Origin of the sequence: Acinetobacter sp. IK23 (genome assembly GCF_035615275.1) — a bacterium.
Taxonomy (GTDB): domain Bacteria; phylum Pseudomonadota; class Gammaproteobacteria; order Pseudomonadales; family Moraxellaceae; genus Acinetobacter; species Acinetobacter seifertii.
The window spans coordinates 82962-105568 of sequence record NZ_JANBNX010000003.1; the positions used below are offsets into that span (position 1 = coordinate 82962).

The 22607-nt window shown below is 38.9% G+C and carries 17 protein-coding genes; 5 read left to right on the forward strand and 12 right to left on the reverse strand.

The annotated features are described in order from the left end of the window. Positions 1-188 precede the first annotated feature (188 nt). Entirely contained in the window at positions 189-3671 is a 3483-nt protein-coding gene (locus MSG95_RS03545; protein ID WP_324644954.1) for an indolepyruvate ferredoxin oxidoreductase family protein, read from the forward strand. 71 nt (positions 3672-3742) lie between these two features. Here MSG95_RS03545 and MSG95_RS03550 read toward each other — a convergent pair whose 3' ends face one another. Further along, positions 3743-4546, reverse strand: a complete 804-nt coding sequence (locus MSG95_RS03550) for a thioesterase family protein (RefSeq protein ID WP_077165866.1) — start codon at positions 4544-4546, stop codon at positions 3743-3745. A gap of 534 nt (positions 4547-5080) precedes the next feature. Between MSG95_RS03550 and MSG95_RS03555 the strand changes: the two genes are divergently transcribed. Beyond that, a complete protein-coding gene (locus MSG95_RS03555) occupies positions 5081-5707 on the forward strand; it encodes a LysE family translocator (RefSeq protein ID WP_077165867.1) in 627 nt (208 codons plus the stop codon). Positions 5708-5935: 228 nt separating this feature from the next. Here MSG95_RS03555 and phnX read toward each other — a convergent pair whose 3' ends face one another. The 7 genes from phnX to MSG95_RS03590 form a co-directional block, all read right to left on the reverse strand. Further along, positions 5936-6751 carry a phosphonoacetaldehyde hydrolase gene (phnX, locus tag MSG95_RS03560; protein ID WP_077165868.1) on the reverse strand — a complete coding sequence of 272 codons (816 nt, stop codon included), beginning with the start codon at positions 6749-6751 and terminating at the stop codon, positions 5936-5938. A 36-nt stretch (positions 6752-6787) separates the two neighbouring features. Beyond that, the gene (gene phnW / locus MSG95_RS03565) at positions 6788-7975 is read right to left on the reverse strand and encodes a 2-aminoethylphosphonate--pyruvate transaminase (RefSeq protein ID WP_077165869.1); all 1188 of its coding nucleotides are present in this window, start codon (positions 7973-7975) and stop codon (positions 6788-6790) included. A 26-nt stretch (positions 7976-8001) separates the two neighbouring features. Beyond that, positions 8002-9156 carry a TIGR03364 family FAD-dependent oxidoreductase gene (locus tag MSG95_RS03570; protein ID WP_001057866.1) on the reverse strand — a complete coding sequence of 385 codons (1155 nt, stop codon included), beginning with the start codon at positions 9154-9156 and terminating at the stop codon, positions 8002-8004. A 102-nt stretch (positions 9157-9258) separates the two neighbouring features. Next, positions 9259-10968: a putative 2-aminoethylphosphonate ABC transporter permease subunit gene (locus MSG95_RS03575; protein ID WP_000930928.1), complete on the reverse strand. Its 1710-nt coding sequence runs from the start codon at positions 10966-10968 to the stop codon at positions 9259-9261. Beyond that, positions 10962-12164, reverse strand: coding sequence for an ABC transporter ATP-binding protein (locus tag MSG95_RS03580; protein ID WP_002126673.1), 1203 nt, complete (start codon positions 12162-12164; stop codon positions 10962-10964). The genes MSG95_RS03575 and MSG95_RS03580 overlap by 7 nt, the downstream gene beginning before the upstream one ends. 22 nt (positions 12165-12186) lie before the next feature. Then, a complete protein-coding gene (locus MSG95_RS03585; protein WP_000816401.1) occupies positions 12187-13224 on the reverse strand; it encodes a putative 2-aminoethylphosphonate ABC transporter substrate-binding protein in 1038 nt (345 codons plus the stop codon). Positions 13225-13315: 91 nt separating this feature from the next. Further along, positions 13316-14038, reverse strand: coding sequence for a UTRA domain-containing protein (locus tag MSG95_RS03590; protein ID WP_000434320.1), 723 nt, complete (start codon positions 14036-14038; stop codon positions 13316-13318). Positions 14039-15285: 1247 nt separating this feature from the next. On the opposite strand from MSG95_RS03590, the gene alr reads away from it, so the two are divergent. Beyond that, positions 15286-16578: an alanine racemase gene (alr, locus tag MSG95_RS03595; protein WP_000769880.1), complete on the forward strand. Its 1293-nt coding sequence runs from the start codon at positions 15286-15288 to the stop codon at positions 16576-16578. A gap of 141 nt (positions 16579-16719) precedes the next feature. Here the strand turns inward: alr and pobA are convergent, their stop codons facing one another. Next, on the reverse strand, positions 16720-17934 hold the full coding sequence (gene pobA, locus MSG95_RS03600) for a 4-hydroxybenzoate 3-monooxygenase (RefSeq protein ID WP_000353522.1): 1215 nt from the start codon (positions 17932-17934) through the stop codon (positions 16720-16722). 141 nt (positions 17935-18075) lie between these two features. Between pobA and pobR the strand changes: the two genes are divergently transcribed. Further along, entirely contained in the window at positions 18076-18891 is an 816-nt protein-coding gene (gene pobR / locus MSG95_RS03605; RefSeq protein ID WP_001139496.1) for an IclR family transcriptional regulator PobR, read from the forward strand. 57 nt (positions 18892-18948) lie between these two features. Here pobR and MSG95_RS03610 read toward each other — a convergent pair whose 3' ends face one another. Further along, the gene (locus MSG95_RS03610; protein ID WP_000238964.1) at positions 18949-19545 is read right to left on the reverse strand and encodes an NAD(P)H-dependent oxidoreductase; all 597 of its coding nucleotides are present in this window, start codon (positions 19543-19545) and stop codon (positions 18949-18951) included. Positions 19546-19643: 98 nt separating this feature from the next. On the opposite strand from MSG95_RS03610, the gene MSG95_RS03615 reads away from it, so the two are divergent. Continuing rightward, complete coding sequence (locus tag MSG95_RS03615) at positions 19644-20555, forward strand: LysR family transcriptional regulator (protein WP_001163426.1); 912 nt, start codon at positions 19644-19646, stop codon at positions 20553-20555. Between the two features lie 170 nt (positions 20556-20725). Here the strand turns inward: MSG95_RS03615 and MSG95_RS03620 are convergent, their stop codons facing one another. Further along, complete coding sequence (locus MSG95_RS03620; protein WP_001180294.1) at positions 20726-21298, reverse strand: cytochrome b; 573 nt, start codon at positions 21296-21298, stop codon at positions 20726-20728. Positions 21299-21310: 12 nt separating this feature from the next. Further along, entirely contained in the window at positions 21311-22375 is a 1065-nt protein-coding gene (locus tag MSG95_RS03625) for a catalase family peroxidase (RefSeq protein ID WP_213033576.1), read from the reverse strand. Positions 22376-22607: the final 232 nt, after the last annotated feature.

Below are 22607 nucleotides of genomic sequence, written 5' to 3' on the forward strand. Positions count from 1 at the left end.
CCTAAATTACGGATTGTTGCACCAGTTTAGTTCAACCACAATGACTAAATGTACATACATTGGCACTAATTCTTTTTAAGAAGAGGAACCGATCTTTTTTTATTTCGTATGTCACTTGCTCCAAATATTCAACTGGATGTTGAAAAAAGAAAGTAGTCCGAGCTACTAAAAATTCTAAGGAGATATAAATGAATATAGCTACAAAAGTCACTCCAAATATTATTACAACAAAGGATGTGTCACTTGAAGATAAATATGTAAGTGATAACGGTACAGCATATATGACCGGCATTCAGGCACTTGTTCGGTTGCCTCTTGCCCAAACTCGCCGTGACGCGATGAATGGTTATCATACTGCTGGTTTTATTTCTGGTTATCGCGGTTCTCCTGTTGGTAACTATGATAGTTTCCTTTGGCAAGTTCAAGGATTACTTAAATCCCATAATGTTGTATTTCAACCTGGTGTAAACGAAGACTTGGCTGCTACCGCTATTTGGGGTACCCAACAAGTTAATCTTTCAGGCCAAGGCAAATATGATGGAGTGTCTTCATGGTGGTATGGTAAAGGCCCGGGTGTTGACCGTTCAGGCGATGTACTCCGCCATGCTAACTTAGCTGGTACCTCTGAACGTGGTGGTGTCGTTGCTTTATTTGGTGATGACCACTCATGTAAATCTTCTACAATCCCTCACCAGTCTGAACATGTCATGATTGGTTGCGGTATTCCAATTTTCTATCCAACATCCGTTCAACAAATTTTAGACTTTGGTGTTCACGCCATTGCAGTTTCACGTTTTTCTGGCCTTTGGTCTTCAATGAAGCTCGTCAGTGAAATCGTAGAAACTTCTGCATCTGTTCATGTCGACTTAGACCGTGTCACTCCAGTTATACCAGAAGATGTCAATTTCCCAGAAGGAGGCGTCAATATTCGTTGGCCAGATCATGGTATCCAACAAGAAGAACGTCTTTATAAATATCGCTTACCTGCGGTTTTGGCCTATGCCCGCGCGAACAAAATCAATACTGTTACATGGCCTTGTGAAAATGCCCGTATTGGTATTGCCGCAAGTGGTAAAGGTTATTTAGATACGATTGAAGCCTTACGTATTTTAGGTATTGAAGATGAAACTGCTCAGCAGCTTGGGCTACGTGTTTATCAAGTTGGTTTGATTTGGCCGTTAGAACCTCAAGGCGTTCGCGAGTTTGCTGAAGGTTTACAAGAACTGATCGTTATTGAAGAAAAACGTCCAATTATTGAAACACAAATTAAAGATGAGCTGTACTCACTGCCTGATGGCAAACGCCCACATGTGATTGGTAAAGCACCTGACGGCAAAGGCGAATGGAGTACTTCTATTGAAGAAGCGCCGCTCATTGGTCACTATGAGTACCAGCCTGAACCTATTGCAAAAATGCTGGCTGCTCGCTTCTTAAAACTCGATATTCCAGAAAGCTTAAAAACACAAATTCAAAGCAGAATCGATTTACTGCTAAAAGCAGAGCAAGAATCAAAACGTGTTATTGATCTTGCTGAACGTAAACCGTATTTCTGTAGCGGTTGCCCACATAACTCATCAACAGTCGTCCCTGAAGGTAGTCGTGCATTAGGCGGTATCGGTTGTCACTATATTGCCGTTTCACTTGACCGCGGTACTGAAACGTTCTCTCAAATGGGCGGTGAAGGTGTAAGTTGGGTGGGTGCATCACCATTTACCAATGAAAAACATATTTTTGCGAACCTTGGTGACGGAACTTACTTCCACTCTGGTTACTTAGCAATCCGTCAGTCTATCGCTGCAAAAACTAATATTACCTATAAAATCCTCTACAACGATGCGGTCGCTATGACAGGTGGTCAGCATGTAGATGGTCATTTGAGCGTTGCGCAGTTAACTCGTCAGCTTGCTGCTGAAGGTATTAAAAAACAAGTCATCGTAACTGATGAAGTTAAACTATTAAACGAAGAAGACGGCATTGCACCGGGTGTCGAAATTCGCCACCGTAATGAACTCGATACAGTTCAACGCGAGCTTCGTGAAGTTACAGGTGTCACCGCTTTAATTTATGTACAAACCTGCGCCAGTGAAAAACGCCGTCGCCGTAAACGTGATGCCTACCCTGACCCAGCTGAGCGTTTATACATTAATAGTGATATTTGCGAAGGTTGTGGCGACTGTTCGAAAAAATCAAACTGCTTATCTATTGAGCCAGTAGAAACAGCATTGGGTACTAAACGTCAAATTAACCAAAGTAGCTGTAACAAAGACTTCACTTGTGCTGAAGGGTTCTGCCCTAGTTTTGTGACTGTTCATACACGCGACATGAAACGACCGGCTAAATTTGAAGGTATTGGTGCAGGCTGGCCAACATCACCAGTTATTCCTCAGTTATATGACGTTCCAAGTCGTATTATGGTCGGTGGTATTGGTGGTACAGGTGTTGTGACTATTGGTGCACTGCTTGGTATGGCAGCTCACCTAGAAGGTAAAGCAACACGTGTAATGGACATGGCTGGACTTGCGCAAAAAGGTGGTACGGTTTATTCATACGTTCAACTTGCAGCAAGTGATGAGCAAATTTCTTCTACCAAAATTCCGGCAGGCAAATGTGAATTATTGATTGGTGCAGATGCGGTAGTGGCTGGTGGTAGCGCTGCTCTATCTCGCTTAAAAGATGATGCTTTGGTTATTGTGAATGAAGACAGTACTCCTACTTCTGAGTTTATTAAATCTCGTGACTGGTATGCACCTATTAGCGATTTAATTGATCGCCTCCGTGGTCGTGTTCGTCAAGGTCAACTGGTTTCTTTGCCAGCAGCTCGTATTGCAACACAACTGTTAGGTGATTCAATTTATACCAACCAGTTATTACTCGGTATGGCATGGCAATCTGGTCGTATTCCGCTATTACGTGAAAGCATTGAAAAAGCAATTCGTTTGAATGGTACTGCTGTTGAAAAGAACCTCGAAGCTTTCCGTGTGGGTTGTCATCTTGCAAGTGACCCAACTTTAGCTGCACGTTTAGTTGCGGCAATGCCAAAGACCAAAACTCCGCAAACTTTAGCTGAACTTGTTGAAGACCGTTCTGCTCGTCTAACAGACTATTGGAATGAAGCTTACGCAGCTAAATACCGCACACTTGTCGAACTAGCAGCTAAAAAGTTACCTGAAGAATTAACAGGTATGATAGCAACTCAGCTTTATAGAGTTATGGCTTATAAAGATGAATATGAAGTTGCACGTCTTTTAACAGGTAAGAGCTTCAAAGAATCGATTGAAACCCAGTTCGGTAAAGGCTTACGTTTAACGTATCACCTTGCTCCACCAGCTTTACTCGGTGGTCTGAAAAATGTTCGTAAACGTGCGTTTGGTTACTGGATGCGCTTCCCAATGATGATGCTCGCTCGCTTACAATGGCTTCGTGAAACTTTCCTTGACCCATTTGCACGTCAAGAAGAGCGTCAACATGAACAAGCATGGCGTGATCGTTACATCGCATTTGTTGAATCACTTGTTGAAGCACCAGATAATCATAACTTGGCAGTTGCTGAACAAATTGCAAAATTACCAGCAGAAGTTCGTGGTTATGGGCACATCAAAATGAAAGCAATGGATGCTGCAAAACAGCGTTGGGATGAACTTACACCAACACTCATTAAAGTTCGTAGCTAAGAAATTGCTTAGAATTTAAATCTGAAAATAAAAAAGTCATCCTTAGGGATGACTTTTTATTGACTTAAAATTTACTTAGTCATTTTACGTAAAGTTAAAATCTGCTCGCTTCGTCCAAATGGACCATACACATCATGTAAAACAGCACTGGTTAAACCAATACCATCTGAGCCATATTGCTGAACGGTTTCCAGCCCCAACCATTTACCTTGCGGATAACGGTGCATGTGAATCTGTAAATCAAGATTTGGAAACCCCCAAGTAAATTCGCCTTCTTGTCTTGGTACAATCCCGTTTGCTGTATCTATCATGCCAATCAAATGGGCAAAATCTGTCGTCGGCTGCCCTTCAACCATTTCTTTATCATTATTGAGCCAAACAATGCCTTTACCTGCGCGATGCTGATCATCCGTTTTAGTGACGAGTGTCTGGATAAAACCACCCGGCCATCTTTTCATACCTGTCCATTCGGTAAAAGTATCGGGATGATGAATTGGTTGATCTTCAAGCCCCGCAATCTCGGAACTGTTTTGAGTACACATGCGCCATGCTCTAGCCACAATACAGGTTTTACCTTGTGCTTGCATTTCAGCTTCAATCAATTCAATCGTTTTACCGGCACGAATCACATGTGTCTTAATCGTAAATTCACCAAATGCAATCAATCCAAAAATATCAAAACTAATTCGACCAATTCGCATATCTTGTCGAGGTGAAAATTGCTCTAACTCAGCTGCGATGACACCACTTGCAGGTGCCATGTGCTGTTCATGAGGGTTCCAAGCCCCTTGTGCATGGATAGTTGAGCAATAATGAGCAATCACTTCACCTTGAGGACCAATTGTTCTATTCAGTAATTGATAATAAGCATTCATGATTTTCTTTCCTTAGTCCTTGTCCAACATCAATATTTGATGAAAATTCACGTTTTAATGCTTATGTTAACCCTCTATTTATTTGGCTCAACTGGTTTTTCCTACCAAAAACTGATGAGTCTAAAATTACAAATTTAATCACTAGGTAAAATTTCACTTGTTGATTTCACCTCGTAATTGTAGAAAAATTTGGCATAATTTTTTTACTATAAATAGTAATCAACAGAACTTACTGAACAAATTCAAATTTGGAATCGTTTTTCTGTTATAGCTAATTTTGCAAAATGCTAGATATTACTTATTCCACTATTTTATTATTCTCAATTTAAAATATTTAAATTTATTAATATTATTTAAAATAAAGTTAAGATAAATTTAAATTAGTATCAACAATAAAATAAAATTCCATAACCACTCAAAATCTACACACCAATTAATCAATCAAAAACATATAGAAATAAATTATATTTTAAAGCATTATAAACCATTTCCAAATCTGCACTCTAAAAAACACCTTGATGGAAATAAGAAGTAATGAATTATAGTTTTTTATCTTTTGTTCTAACGGCGCTAGTGATTAATTTAGCACCAGGCCCTGCTATGTTTTATGTAATGAATCAATCATTAAAATATGGAATAAAAGCGGGACTAAAAGCAGCAGCAGGAGTTGAATTTGGCGTATTTTTCTATGTATTGTTATCAGCATTTGGATTAATGTTTATATTTCAACAAATTCCTCTGTTATATAAAATTCTTCAATTCACTGGCGCTTTATATTTACTATATCTAGCTTATGTAGCTTGGCCCAAACGTAAATCAATAGAAAGCTCGAATGTTCCTTCACAAAACTCTACAGAATCAGCTCGTTATTCATTTAGCAAAGGTATGTTAATTAACTTGTCTAATCCAAAGATTGGCCTCTTCTTTATTAGCTTATTACCACAATTTATATCTTCGGATTCTCATCCAGCTTGGCTATATTTCCTATTATATGGCTTAGTATTTAACTTTGGTGGGATCTGTGTAAATATGACTGTAGGTGTAATGGCTCACAAATTAAAATCTATCATACAAAAAGCATCATGGTTTGATTATGTTCCATCACTTCTATTCTTAACCATTGCAATTTTAACTATAGGGCGAGAAAACCTGTCTGGCTAAACCATTAAAATCAACCTATTAAAATAGTGAGTACTAAAACTAATTCCTAAGATTTTATTAGATACTCCAGAAGATTCATTAGTACCTAAAAAATACATTATGAAGTTCATAAATAATTATAAAAGACTTCATAATGTACATATTCTTCTTTTAAATTTCACCAATACAGGTATTTCAACTTATAAAAAAACCCGCTTTATAGCAGGTTTTTTTTACAAAATTATTTGTTTAAGGACGTTCCCCCTGCCCCAAACGGCGTTCAATATCATCAAGTACATTTGGTAAGTCAGCGACACTATCAATCACATAGTGAGCGCCCGACGCATTCATTTTTTGGTATGCCTTATCTTTTAGTACAATCTGTTCACCAGCCGATAATGCACTCCACTCCTCAAAGCTTAAACCGACTTCGTTACCGCTAACTGCAAGTCCTACTGTCCAGCATCCGGCATTTAAACCTTCATCAATGCCCACCACGGTATCGTCTACTTTTACAACAGTTTTAATGTCGGATACGTCGAGTTGAATTAAGTTTTTCCATAACATTTCAGGATATGGACGGCCATATTTCACATCACTTGCCGTAACGATACAGTCTGGTCGATAGCCCTGATCGGCAGCATCTTTAACCAAACGACCAATCATCATGGATGCATAACCTGTGTTGCTGCCAATTTTTGCGCCACGCTTTTTAATATTTTCAAAAGTCGCCAATGCACCCGGTATTAAAGCAGAGCATGTTGGAATAGAGTTTAACTGATAAGGAATAAAGTCCTTATATAAACGGTCGATATCGGCTTCAGTTGCAGGCTTCCCATATACTTCCTGCCATGCCGCTGCTACACGCGGCATTTTTAAAACTGCTGCAATATGATCACGTTTTTCTAAGCCCATTGGCGCACGCGCTTCTTCAATCGTAATTTCAACTTTATTGTCTTTAAATAACGCCATAAAAGCCAAAATTGGTGCCCGTGAGCCAAAATCTACAGTTGTACCTGCCCAGTCAAAAACCACAGCCTGAATTTGTGTATTGTTGGTCGTCATGGTGTATTTCCTTTAATTCAAATATTTTAATAAAAACTATGCTGTTACAGCTTGATTTAGGTGGTTTTTGCAATAACTCGCAATTGCAGCAAGAAGTCCTTCAATGTCTTGAATATAAACTTCGCCAATATTGCCAATACGGAAGCAGTTAAGGTCAGTGACTTTACCCGGATAAATTACATAACCTGATTTTTTCAAGGTTTCGTAAAAGGTCTGAAAGCTAAATGTTTCAACTGTCGGATAAAGGAATGTGGTGATAATTGGTGATTGTGGACACTCTTTACCGAGTACCAACTCAAAACCAAGCTGTTGCATACCTTGAGATAAGGTTTGCTGGTTTTGTAAATAACGTTGATAACGTGCAGCTACTCCGCCCTCTGCCTCAAGCTCAAGCAATGCTTGATAGAATGCACGTACCACATGGGTTGGCGAGGTAAAGCGCCATTTACCATTATGTTGCTCCATTGTGTTCCACTGGTCATATAAATCGAGGCTAACCGAACGTGCCAAACCTTTACACGCTTCTAGGCAATCCCGTTTCGCCAAAATGAAACCAAAGCCCGGAACACCTTGAATACATTTATTCGCACTTGAAATCAGGAAATCAATTTCAAGCTCAGCCATATCCATTGGCACACCGCCAAATGAACTCATGGCATCCACAATCCAGATTTTTCCTGCTGCTTTCACCAAACGGCCAATGTCTTGAATCGGGTTTAAAATTCCTGTGGTGGTCTCACAGTGCACACACGCAACATGGCTAATGGTTTTATCTTGTAAAACGCGCTCAATCTCTTGTAAATCTGGTGTTTGGGTTTCTAAATAGTTCAGTTCTACAACTTCAATATTTAAGCAACGCGCCATTTGCACCATACGTGCACCGTATGCACCGTTATTAATGATCAAGATTTTGCCATCACGCGGAATAGCTGACCCAAGCACAGACTCCACAGCAAAACTTCCACTGCCTTGCATCAACACAGCCGTATATTTTTCAGATTGGCTAGTTGCTAAGTTGACTAGACGAGAGCGGATATCTTGTACAAGCGAATTATACTCTTGATCCCAAGTACACCAGTCTTTTTGCATGGCACGGCGGACTGTCGCAGAAGTTGATAATGGCCCTGGAGTAAGAAGCAAATACTTGTTCTCTAAATCCATATCAAGTTGGGGTTGCATGTTCATAATGTTACTCATTTCTTTTGCGTTCATTTCAATATACACCAATCTGGTTTAAACCAGATGACAAACTAGTAAATATTTTGTTCTAATATTTCTTTCATAAATCCAGCCCCTGTAGTCATGCCTTTGCCAGCAATCGCACTCACCAGAAAGATATTTTTTTCGGCTTCAGTGACACAGGCCAACTCATGTTCATGGGTCAGGTAATAACCATTCCAACGTTTTTGAATTGGAGGTAAAGTCAGCCCTAGTTTTTCGTAGCAGTAAGCTTGAATAAACTCATTAATCTCTTCACGCTGCTCGAACTGAGGCGCTTCATTAATCGGATGGTATTCGTGACTATCGCCCACGATCAGTTCACCAAATTCGTTTTGTTTAATCAGAATATGAATACCGAATTCTTTAATGAAGCCTTGTTGTGACGCTTTAATTAGCTCTGCATGACTTGGACAAATTTCAAAAGCTGGATAACGTGAAATGGATAAGCCCGAATAAAGAGAAGCATTTAAGTTTTGGCGAAACCGTTGAGTCAGGGCCATTTGTAAGCCACAACGTTTCAGATTTAAACTTTGTAATAGATCTGGATATAAAACATCGATGATTTCACCGTGACAGATCAAAACTTTATTTGCCTGATATACCTCGCCATTTGCTAAACGAACGTGACAGCTTCTATGTTGATATTGAGTTTGAACAACACAAGCATTGGTATAAATCTTTACGCCTTTACTTTCGGCATATGCCAACAGTCGCTGCCCAATCACATGTGGTTCGACCGAATAATCTTCTTCAAAAACCAAGCCGCCTTGAAACTGCTGTTCGGGATTTAAATAAGAAAATTGGGTGACCAGTTCATCATGCTTTAGCAAATGAACTGGAATTTGGTAATGATTTGCACGCTCAGCAAATTCTTTTAAAACCTGCCATTCAAGTGCAGTGTTTGCGAGATAAATACCTTGGCGTTGAGCAAACGAAATATCGGTTTCAGCCTGGATACGCTGATAAAAAGAACGCGTTTCAAGAGCGTATTTTCGCCACTGCTGTTCAGGATGGGTTAAGGTTGATGTTCCAACCATGCCGAAATTACGACGAGTTGCGCCCACAGGTTTGGCATTTTTCTCGAACATACAAACTTTTAAGCCTTGTTCTTGCGCTTGTATGGCCGCGGACAAACCTAAAATACCGGCTCCTACAACAATTAAATCAAACTGTGCGTTATTCATAAGACTTCCAATTTGCGAAATTTAGGATGAATAAACCCTTGCCTTGTTGAACAAAGCATTTTCATTTCAGTCGGTTAAATAAAAATTGTGTTTAGCTAAAACTTAGTGAGTGCTTTCACGCCATTGCTGACTTCTTGCCATAATCTTTCTGGTAAATAACCAGTGAATGAGTTTTACAACACATGAGGTCGTTAAAATGAGAATACTCATCGCAACAGCAGCAACCGTGTCTCCCGCATCATCCATATTTAAAACCGCCACCGCAGCTAAACTTGTGTCTGGTGAATAGAGGAAAATGGCAGCCGACACAGTGGTCATGGCATTGACAAAAACATAGACCGACACATCGCATAGCGCTGGAAAGCACATAGGCAAATACACTTTCCAAAAAGTTTTCCACTTCGATGTTCCTAGTGTTTGTGCTGCCTGATCGAGTTGTAGCGGAATCTGTTTAATGGCATTGGTTAAAGTAAGATGTGGCACGGTGTAATAATGCACGATGGTTGAAATCACCAAAATGGTCATGGTTCCATACAGCACATTTAACGGGTTGCTTTGCTGGTTAAAAAACAAAATGTAGGCAATACCTAGAACTAGCCCCGGTACAGCAAGAGGTAATAAAACTAAAGCTTGCACATAATTTTTAATCAGTGGATGTGCTTTAAAACGTTCGGTTAACAGTGCCACCATAAAAATAAGTGCCGTTCCAAAAACCGTACTAAAGAGTGCCATGCGAACCGAGTTGAAGTATGCAGTCCAACCACCGCCATCGACATATTCAAAACTGTAATGTGCCAAGGTCAAAGACAAATCATAAGGCCAAGACTGAATGAATGACGCCAGCACAGCCGTTAAGATAATCAGTAAAATCGAACCTGAAACTAAACCACAAAATAAGCTCAGAACGACTTCAAGTTTTTTGTTCGATGTTGAGATATAAGGTTTAGCCTGAAAAGCTTGAAAACGTGCATGGCGTTTGCTTTGAATACGATCGAAAATGAATACAAAAACTGCTGGTAACAACAATAAGATGGAAATTACCGCACCCATGCTCATGTTTTGCTGACCAATAATCTGTTTATAGACATCAAGCGCCATCATGTTAAATGAACCGCCAATGACTTTCGGAATTCCGAAATCGGTTAATACATAAATAAAAGCCACTAGACTTGCGCTGATGAGTCCATAGCGAATTGCAGGTAATGTGACGTGGTAATGTGTCTTCCAGATATTTTTACCCAGTGACAAAGACGCCTCAATTAAACGCTGATCGACACTTCGAAAAGACACCATCATTAACATTAAAATTGCTGGAAATAGCCAAAAACAGTAACTGATTAAAATACCGATTGGGCCATAAATTTGTATATCGCCCAGTAAAGGTTTAAACACACCTTGCTTACCAAACAAATAAACCAATGCCAAAGAAGGTAAAAGTGACGGCGCTAAAATGGGTAAAAAAGCGACCACTTTAAAGAAGCCTTTGCCTTTCATATTGACGTTGGTAAGTGCAAAAGCATAAATACTGGCAAGAAATACTGTAATGACAGTAGCAGTACAAGCAACCCACACTGAGTTAAATACAGAGCTGAGTAAAGCGGGACTGCCAAAATAATGATAAAAATTCTCAAGACCAACAAAATTTTGATTTTCATCAAAAAATGCAGTTTCAAACAGCATGATTAAAGGAGCAACAATCACTAAAGTCAAAGCAATTGCAACGCTTGCTAAAGCAATATTTGATCTTAATGAAAATTCAGTTTTTCGACGCGGCTGTGTTTTTAAAACCGCTGATGCAGCTTCATTTAACATAGTGCGTACCCTTGTTCGTCAAAGACATGAATGAGCTGATTAGGCACTTTTATAAACATCAGTTCTTGCAAAGATTTGAACTTGGTATTTTCAATTTCAATTTGCAACAGGTGTTTTGCTTGCTCAATTCCATCGATATGAATAGTGCAAAACAAACGACGTTTGGCACCTAAAAATTCTGTGCTTAATACTTTGACTGGCAAATACAACGACTCTTTATCACTACCAAAATCATCAACCAATTCGACAGCTTCGGGTCTAAAACCAATGTTGTAGCTTTGCCCTGCTTTAAGTTTTTGCTGTTCCAAATTTAGAGGAATAAAACCTAGAACCTCGAGCTGATTAACTATCGAACAAGTGGCTCTTAAAAAGTTCATGGTGCCAATAAACTTGGCAACGAATTGGGTTTGTGGCTTGTAGTAAATATTGTGCGGTGTATCAATCTGCTCAATGACGCCATGATTCATGACAACCACACGGTCAGAAATGCTTAACGCTTCTTCTTGATCGTGCGTGACCATAATGGTTGGCAAATTAAGCTGTGATTGAATTGAGCGAATCTTTTGTCTTAATTTTAGACGTACCTGAGCATCAAGTGCAGACAATGGTTCATCAAGCAGTAAAATATCAGGCTTTGGTGCAATTGCACGAGCAAGCGCAACACGTTGCTGCTGCCCACCCGACAATTGGTTTGGATATTTTTTTGCAATATCTGGTAATTCAATCAGTTCTAATAACTGCTGAACTCGTTGGCTACGCTGCGCCTTATCCCACTTTTTTTTCTCTAAGCCGAAAGCAATATTTTCTTCGACGTTTAAGTTTGGAAATAACGCATAGTTCTGAAACACAATGCCACAGTGACGCTTTTCAGCACTAAGCAACGTAATGTCTACGCCCTTTTTTATAACCTTTCCATAATCAGGTTTTTCTAGACCCGCAATGATGCGTAGTAAAGTGGTTTTACCGCACCCTGAAGGCCCTAAAAAGCTCACGAACTCGCCAGCTTTCAGGTCTAAATTAATATGCGTTATGGCCTGAAAGTGTTGGAACTTTTTTTGTATATCCACCACTTCTAAAACCGACGGACCATGTTCAGGATATTTATAGGTCGTTAATGACGACAGTAAATGCCCTGCTAAATCACCTTTCTGGTTTTGACCTAGCAGCGATGATTGCAATGACGAAGGAATTTGCATAATGAGGCCTTTATCTAAAAGATCACTTTTCAAAACGCTTTGACCATTCAGCCAAAATACGTTCACGCTGCTCGGCCGCCCAATAAAAATCATTTTTTACGAGCATTTGAGGAAGGTTTTTCGGGAAGCTCACCGTCGTATTTTCAATGCCTTTATAGGCCACCATTGAAAAGTTGTGTGCATAGGCTTCATTTGCCGCTTTGCTTACCGACCAGTTTATAAATTTCTGTGCAGTACTTAGCTTCTTCGTTCCTTTCACAATCGCTGAAGCTTCCATTTCCCAGCCTAAACCTTCAGTTGGATAAACCACTTCTAAAGGTGCACCCTCGGCTTTTAATTTAAATGCTGGATAACCAAAAGAAACACCAATTGGAATTTCACCTTGTGCCGCCATCTTGCAAGGTTTTGAACCAGAGTGAGGATATTGTGAAATGTTTTTATTTAAAGCCTGCATATAGTCCCATGCCTGCTTTTCACCCCAAATTTGCATCCAAGCTGTGACATCAAAATAACCTGTACCACTTGAGGCTGGATTTGGCATCACAATTAAGTTTTTATAAATCGGGTTGGTTAAATCTTTCCAAGTTTTTGGAATCGGTAGCTTACGTTTTTCTAATTCGACTTTATTAACACAAATTGCAGATTCCCATGCGTCCATACCCGTCCAAGTCGGTACAGTTTTTTGGCTGACAAATTCTGGTTTTAAATTTTGAATGCCTTCAGGTTTAAAAGGCTCAAGCATGTCTTTCTTTTCCATGACCAGCAAACTGGTTAAAGCCACACCAAAAACCACATCCGCTTGAGGATTTTTCTGCTCTGCCAAAAGTTTAGCGGTGATCACCCCTGTTGAATCACGTACCCATTTTACTTTGAGTTCTGGATAGGCTTTGTGTAATTCTTCTTGGTATTGCTTAAGCTGATCGGCTTCCACTGCCGTATAGACTGTAATTTCTTCTGATTGTTTTGATGTTGCTGATGAACATCCCATTTGAATAGCGACCACCACACCTAAAACTGATGCAGTGCCAAGTTTAATTGTCTGTTGAACGTACTGTTTCATCTGCAAACCATCGAATGCAATTATTTGATGATCGTATTTCAACAGCTTTATATGACAGTTTAATTAATCTGGTTTAAACCAGATTGTATTTTTATGCTCGCGCTTCGAAGTGCAAATCTAAAACATCGTGTAGCCAATATTCTTGGTCAACATCGGTGATTACGCCTTGTTCATTTCTGTTGCTACGACAAATATATAGACCAAGCGCCCCAACATTCACATGCAGTGCTTTGGCCTGCTGTTCCGATAAAGCGGTTGGATAGAGGTTAATATCAGCTCTGGTGATATGGCAGTTATATTGATTTGCCATCAGTAAAGTAATGGATTGCTTAAGATCATGAGTTAAAAACTCAGGGAAAAACTCGGTGTTAACACGTAAATGCTCAACCAAAACAGGTCGTCCATTAATACAACGACGTCGCCAAACTGAATAAATCGGATGCCCTTTTTCAACTTTTAAATGCTTGGCATCCCAAGAAGTGGCTTGTGTAAGCTCACTCGAAATCACTTCGGTCGAAGGTTCATAGCCCTGTTCAATCACAAACTGATTAAAATTTTTTGTCGATTGCGGGTGGTAAATAATACGAGGAGAACGAACATACCAACCACGGCGGTCCAAGCGATAAATCAAGCCATCAGTTTCCAAAGCCAGTAAAGCTTCACGTGCAGCCACACGAGTAGTTTGGAACTGTTCAGACAGCACTCTTTCTGATGGGAGTTTTGCGTGGGCTTCTAATACACCAGATTCAATATCATGGGCAATCGCATCGCGAATAGGAATATATTTAGGTATGCGTGCTTGGTCCTGTTCCATACAAACTTAGAATTTATAAATAAAGAAATTAATAGCAATATACTGAAAAAATGTGACAAAAGCTTTTATTAATGCTGATCTTTTAAGCAAAACGCGTCCTATCCCCCCCTTTTCTTCAATTCAGCTTTTCCATAAAAAATCGTGTATGCACGCGTACTCTGGCTTTGGAAAACTTTCCTTGACTCATCTGTTTATCAAGGAAAACGGCATAGCGTAACCATTACATCATATTTATTGAGACACTTATTTAAGATAAAAATTCATATTTTGTACTGACTCTTACAGGAATTGAGGATTTGCCCTAACACTCAATATCCGCTCTGCTATATTACTGCCTTGTAGAATTAGAATAGTATGGTCAATAAAAACCCAAAACTTCTTGAGTAATTTAAAAATAAACCCATCATCTTATATTTAAAAACTCTCAATATAAAATTCCCCCATTTAATAAAAACTAAAATATTAAGAAAATTTCCTGATTTAAAAATAAACATAAAATTTTAATTTAATCAAAATTTCAAACAACAAATTTAATTAAAAAAAGAAGATAAGGCCAATTCGTCGATTTATTATACAAAACTATAGCTATATCTCCAAGGTTAAATACTACTCAACTATTTATTCAATCTAATTAATATTTCATTTATAAAATTTAAATTAATTAATTAAAAACTATTAAATATGACATTTGATGCTTAAAAATTTGTCACAGTATAACCAAAAATTTCTAAATAATTTTAATATACAAAATTAAGTATATGATAAATATAATGATTTTAATATTTCACATGCCATAAAACAAGGTTTCGGATGTTTACCTCCATATATTTTTTATATTTTACCAAATGATAAAAAATCACAATCAATAAATTATAAAAAATAAAAAACCTCTTGCAATAATAAAGTTAATTATTTACCAAATGTTATATTTTAAAAAATGTCATTAAAAATATCACCAATAATTAGATTAAAAAAATAACATTCAAAAAAATATAATGATTTTTCTTCTTGTTTTTTCACAAATGTATATTTAGATTTAATTAAGATTATTTAAAAATCACATTTGTATTTTATGAATACAGTTTAAGCAAAATTAAATTTTACTTAACACTGACTATAATATTTTAAGGAGAAAGTATTATTACGACCAAATCGTGTGACATTTTAAATTAATTATATCTCTGTACTTAACCATAAAAATCCACCCAGCGTTAAATCATATTCAGCCAGGAAAGATTAAAAAACTCATGAAACTTAAAACAAATTTTTCGCATCTCGCTTATAGCTGTGCATTGGTATTATTCGGTTCCATACAATTTGCCCATGCTGCACCTTTACTCACGTCTCATATCACAAATGAAGTCAGCCCTGCACCTACAGCAAATGCATGGATTGAAGTTGACACTCAAGCATTTGAAGATAATATTAAAAGGACAAATCAATTACTTAATGGCAAAACACAACTTTGTGTAGTCATGAAAGCAAATGCATATGGGCATAGTATTGATCTACTTATGCCGAGTGTTATGAAATTAAATGTGTCTTGTATTGGCATCACCAGTAATGCAGAAGCGGCGATGGTGCGTAAGCATGGCTATAAAGGTAAAATTACACGTTTACGTACAGCAACTGATAGTGAAATCATCAATGCACATGCGTTAAATATCGAAGAGCTTTTGGGTAATTATGATCAGGCTGCCCGTATCTCTAAATGGGCAGAAGCGAACAATACAACTGTTCATTATAGCTTGGCTTTAAATTCGGGTGGTATGGATCGTAATGGTCTTGAAATGTCTACAGCTCAAGGTAAAGAACAAGCTGTTGCAATCACTAAGCTTCCAAATCTTAAAATTGACGGCATTATGACCCATTATGCTGTAGAAGATGAAAAATATGTTCGTGAGCGCCTAGCTCAATTTAATGAACAAACAGCATGGTTGATTAAAAAAGCCAAACTGAATCGTAAAGAATTAACATTACATACAGCAAATTCATTTGCTACTTTAAATGTTCCTGAATCACATTTAGATATGGTCCGTGCAGGCGCAATTATTTATGGAGATTTTCCTAATCACCCTGAATTTAAACGCATGATGGCATTTAAAACACAAATTGCTGCAATTAATAATTACCTTAAAGGTTCAACTGTAGGTTATGACCAAACTTATACGTTGACACGTGATTCTAAACTCGCAAACTTGCCTGTAGGTTATTCGGATGGCTACCGTCGTAGTTTTAGTAATAAAGCTTTTGTCTTAGTCAATGGACAAAAAGCGCCAGTGGTTGGTCGAGTATCAATGAATACTGTTATGGTTGATGTAACAGATATTCCAGAAGCCAAAGCTGGCGATGAAGTTGTATTATATGGTCGTCAAGGCAATGCTGAGGTTCAATCTAGTGATTTAACGAGTCTTACAGGCCATATTTTGACAGAGGCCTATACTCCATGGAGTAACTCTAATCCACAAGTGATTAAACCTATTCAATCTCAGCAATCAACGCAAATCAGTAATCATCAAGTTACAGCAACCGCTGAGTAAACTTTAGGTGAATTGATAAGTAGCCCTATATTTCAAAAAGTATCGGGGCTACTTTTAGTATGACCATATCTCTTAATCTATTACATCCTACTTAAATTCTTATATAAAAAAGAGCATTTTCATACCCTTTTTATTTAGTCTTTAGCTTGCATGCTTAAAACTATCAATTTGCTTAATTTCATAAGGCAAACCGACATAGTTTTCGGCTAATGTGGTTTTACCTGCAATTGAACCCAGTACATAACTTAACTCGGCTTGTTTAATCTTGTGATCGAACTCACTTTCAGTTTCAAAGCGATGCAATAAATGAGTCATCCACCAAGAAAAACGCTCTGCTTTCCATACACGTTGCAGGCATTTTTCAGAATATTCATTTATACCTTGCTCTGAACCTTCGGCATAATATTCAATGAGTGCACTTGATAAATAAGCAATATCAGATGCAGCGAGGTTTAGGCCTTTTGCTCCTGTCGGTGGAACAATGTGCGCAGCATCACCTGCTAAAAATAGTTTTCCGAAACGCATTGGTTCAGTCACAAAGCTACGTAACGGCGCAATACTTTTTTCAATAGAAGGTCCTGTCACTAACTTTTCACGGCTTTCAGGGTCTAGGCGGTTTTTTAACTCATCCCAGAACTTTTCATCGGACCAGTCTTCTACGTGATCTGTTAAAGGCACTTGCAAATAATAACGGCTACGTGTCTCTGAACGCATACTGCATAAAGCAAAACCACGTTCTGATTGTACGTAAATGAGTTCATCGGCTACAGGTGGGACATCTGCCAACACCCCTAACCAGCCAAACGGATAAACTTTTTCAAAGGTTTTAATTTTATCTTCAGGTACGCTGGCACGGCAGACACCGTGGTAACCATCACACCCTGCTATAAAGTCACACTGAATTTGAAAATCTTTACCTTGGTACTCAAACTCAACTTTTGGTGCAGTGTAAAAATCTTTCACTTGTACATTTTGAGCTTCATAAAATGACTTGAGCTGCTCCGCTTCACGCGCAGTCATTAAATCTTTGGTGACTTCGGTCTGACCATATACGGTCACTTGTTTACCACCCGTGAGTGCTGCTAAATCAACTCGATGCAATTCACCATTGGTTAAGATTTCAATGCCCGAATGCGGTAATCCTTTTTCTTTTAAGTTTTGATCAACGCCTGCTTGTTTCAGTAAGTCGACTGAAACTTGCTCTAAAATTCCTGCACGAATGCGTGAAGCCACATATTCAGCACTACGTTGCTCAACAATAATATGATCGATACCAGCTTTATATAGAAGTTGCCCAAGCAATAACCCTGCTGGCCCAGAACCAATAATTGCAACCTGTGTCTTTAAAATATCCATAACTTCATCCTTGTTCCATCCTGACTTTTAAATTACTGGCTTTAAGTTTTGTACACTATGTATGCAAGACAAAAATAACCGTTTATCATTTAGTTTGTCCGAATAGCGGACAGAAACAACCAAAATAGCAGGAATGAAAGGATGCCTTCTCTCGATGCTTTTTTAGAGCACCCGAACTCGCATGAGAAAATACGTCAAGATGACTACATTGCAGGATTAGCAAAAGGCTTAGCTTTACTGGAAGCTTTTGGAACAGACCGACAACGGCTCAACGTGACTCAAGTGGCCGAGCGAACCGGTATTAGTCGTACAGCGGCAAGGCGTTATCTGAAGACTTTAAAATACTTAGGCTATTTAGAAACCGATGAACATTACTTTTGGCTCACTCATCGTGTACTGCGCTTTTCGAGTTCTTATTTAAGCTCTGCTCACTTGCCTAAAGTTGCCCAATCATTTTTAAATCTTTTGTGTGCACAGACATCTCTTACTTTTTCAATTGTGGTTCTGGACGATAACGAAGTGGTGCCGATTGCTCGTAGTTATTTACCACAGCAAGATAATTTGCGTGTTAGCCCTTATGGTATGCATTTAGGAAACCGACTGCCTGCCCATGCCACGTCTACAGGTAAAGTATTGTTAGCATCACTGTCCGAAGAAGCTCAACATGCATGGGTAAAAACCTACGGTTTAAAGCGCTTAACGCCTTTTACCATAGTAGATGAGTCAAAGTTTTTTGAAGTGCTTAAGGGTATTTCGTTATCGGATTATTGTCTTTCCAAAGAAGAACATGAGCTTGGCGTAATTGCGATTGCAGTACCCGTCTTTAACGCCCAAGGTCAAGCGATAGCAGCGCTTAACTGCATGTCTCAAACCAACCGTGTACAAGAAGATTATTTAGTTCAGCAAATTTTGCCATTGCTACGCAACACGGCAAATGAACTACGAAATGTGATTTAAATAGACCAAGAAACTCTTGTTTTCAAAACAGGGATGCAAGAGTTTCAGGTCATGATTTTAAATCGCAAATTGCTTTATTTGCTGGTCTGCTCTATCTAATGAATTTTTACGATATTCTGGAATATTTAAACCTTCAGCATAAATGAACTTAACGTCATGAACCCCCATTAGCCCTAACACAGCTTTGAGATAAAGTGTTACCGCATCAGTTTCTTGACTCAAATGAAGACCACCCCGACTACTTACAACCACAGCTTTCACGCCTTCAACCAAACCTTGAAGAGACGTTTCGGTGTAGCGGAAAGTGTGTCTTGCTCGTGCCACCAAATCAAACCAGTTTTTGAGTTGAGTCGGGACATTTAGATTGTACATTGGCGCACCAATAACCACTAAATCAGCACTTTTTAATTCAGCAATTAACTCATCAGATAAACCGACGATTTCTTTAATTTCTTCATTCATATTTTCAGCACCACGAAGCGCCTGAAAAATTTCCAAATCTAGTATAGGCAGGTTCATTTCAGCTAAATTGCGTATGGTGATGTCATCTTGCAAACCTTGTTCTTTTCGATGCTCAAGCATTAAATCAATCAAACGATTCGTTTCAGAACTCTCACCCATAATGCTGGATTTTAATACTAATATTTTAACCATGACTAACTCCACGTTTTCGATAAAATCATATTACCCTTACAATAAATTCAACAGTGGTGATATTATTTCTTACCATTGGTTCCTTTTAGGCAACAATAATGCAACATGAGCTGAATGCAATTTCTATATTTGTGACTGTGGTTGAAGCTGGAAGTTTTGTAAGAGCTGCTGAGCAATTACATTTAACTCGCTCAGCTATTAGTAAAAATATTGCTCGTCTCGAAGAGCAGCTTGGCGTTGCTTTATTTAAAAGAACAACGCGAACACTCAGCATGACTGATGAAGGCGCTTTGTTTTATGAGCATAGCCGCCGAGCGGTCAGTGAAATACAAAATGCTGCGGCTCTGTTAGACCAAGGGAAAATTAACGCAACAGGCCGTTTGCGCATGTCTGTGCCAGTGCTATTCGGACAAGTCTTTGCTACCCCGCTCATGGTTAAATTTGCTCAGCAGCACGCGGACTTACAGCTCGAAATTTCATTTAATGATCGGACTGTAGACTTGGTCGAAGAAGGTTTTGATTTATGTATAAGAATCGGAACATTGTCTGATACAACTCAGCTCGTTGCTAAATCGATTGGTGAGCATCGAATGCTACTTTGTGCCTCACCTGACTATTTAAATGAAGCAGGTCCCCTAGAACATATTGAGGACTTAGACCACCACGCCACCATTGCCGATCCGCATTTTGGTCAAATAAAAAAGTGGCAACTCCAAAAGGAAAATAGCGAGCCTTTATTTTTTAAACCCAAAGCAAAACTTCTTTTAAACGACTTACAGGCCATTAAAAATGCAGCGCTTGCTGGAGCAGGTATCGCTTGGCTACCCGATTGGCTCATTCAAAATGAATTACAGGATGGTAAACTCGTACAAGTATTAGAAACCATGTCGAGCATTGCTTTTCCGATTCATTTGCTATGGCCTGCGCTGCCGTTTATGCCACTAAAAACCCGTCTTGCAATTGATTATTTAGCACAGCATTTACCCCCTGAACTGAACAAGCAAGCTTAAAATAAAAGAGGCCTCGTCCACTTGAACATGGCCTTTTTGTACAGTCATGCTTGCTTTGTGAATGTCATAATTTATATGAATCATGCCCAATATTTTTTAGAAAAAAGCCACATCCAAAGATGTAGCTCAATAGAATTTAGTCATCGTTCAATCAAAAACTTTCAAGCAAACTAGTCAGCGTCCTCTTTTTTAGAAGACGGCCCCAAAGCCATACTCGAAAATACGCCATCGCGATAAATCCATGCATGTAATAACGCAGCAGAGAGATGACCAATAACGACAGCAAATAATAGCCAAGCCAAAATTCCATGTAATGTACGGAACCAAGCGTAAAGCGTAGAGTTAGTGGGTGCTATAGGCGGAAGGTCCCAACCCGGAAATAAAGTGACAGGCCAATTACCTGCCGATAGCGTTGCCCATCCGAGCAATGGCAAACTAAACATCAAAATATAAAGCAGCCAATGTGATGCATGAGCAATAAACGCCTGCCAGCGCGGTACAGTCGGTGGCAATGGTGGAATTGGGTAATAAAGTCGATTTATTAATCTGATGATGACCAATAGTAAGATTGCGATCCCTAAAGGACGGTGAATATCGATTAACCACGGACGCCACGTAATTGAGGTGGTCATTCCTACCCCAATAAATAGCATACCCAGAATTGCTGCCGCCATAAGCCAATGCAGTAATCGCGCAGTCAAATTAAAATGACGTGGAGCATTATCGTTAGATTTGTTTTGCATTGTTCCGCTCTCCTATTTGCCCACAGCATCGGTTGCTTTGCCAAATCCAATTTCACGTAATCGAGCATTGTAAGACTGTGAATAGATCGCCGCTCGTGCTGCGAGTACGGGATCATCTGATAACTCAATTCCGGGTGGCACCAAAGTTGGATCAAAGTTAATATCACGACATGCGCCATTTACCTGATCAGTCACATTTTTGACTTCTAATGTTCCTGCTATAACTTCTTTACGGTCTTTTGGCCAAGGCTGAGATGGGTCATTCACTGGGTCTCCTGGCTCGGCAAGTTGCAAAACTAAGTCCCAATAGAGCGGCCCTTCAGCCAAACGTTTTTTGATGTCTTTAAATAAGAAATCATGGTCAGCTTGATCACGTTGTTCTTTGGTCAGACTAATAAATTTTGAATGAGGATGCATAGACCAACGTACTGGCTGTTCTTGTCCATTGGCTGCCCACAATATAAAGGCATTTACGACATAAAATTCTGCGCCGCTAAAACTACCGGTTAATGGCATTTTTGCCTTTTGCTCAATAGACTTACGCGCTTCGGGATATTCTTTTAAAAACGCCTCAACAAGGACTGGATCAGGTTTACCAGTAGACGGAACCGGTTTAAATGCTTTTTGCTGCGCCAAAAAACCTTCAGCATTTCGCGTAGGGAAATAAGGAAAGTTGTTTAATTTCATGCGCCACTGCGAATGATCGGCTGGAGAAAGTAATAAAGCCATACTCACTGTTGCGGTAGAATTATCTGCCGCATGCGGGTTACCGCTTCCAATAGAAAATCGGCCAATTGCCGGTATATCAGACTTGGCAAATACAGTGGCTTTCGAGAGTGCTGCTGCTGCACCATTACTGTGGTAAGTGCCATCAAAGCAAATCCCTTTACCGTGTGCACGTCGATATCCGGGATCAAAGTTGTTTATTGTGTCACCCAAAAAAGTTTTGGATGTTGTTCGATGTCCAAATAGACCAGCAGTCCAAGCAAATGCCAATACTAAAAAACCTGCGATTACAGCAATACCCACGAATCGCAGCCAGTACTTCTTTAGAGTTTTAAAATTCAAATTATTCATTCTTCATCCTGTGTAAATTATATAGCTGCATTTATAAAAAAGTTTGATCCTATAAAAAGAGTATTACTTAATTTGATGAAATTATGTTCAAAATTAGCTGAGTAAATAAAATCCCAAAATTTCTGGATCTAATAGTGATAAGCCTTAATATAATATTTATTTATGACCCATATAAGTTACGTACCGTGAGGTTAGTATTAAGTTTATTAACATTTGAATGCATATAAATAAA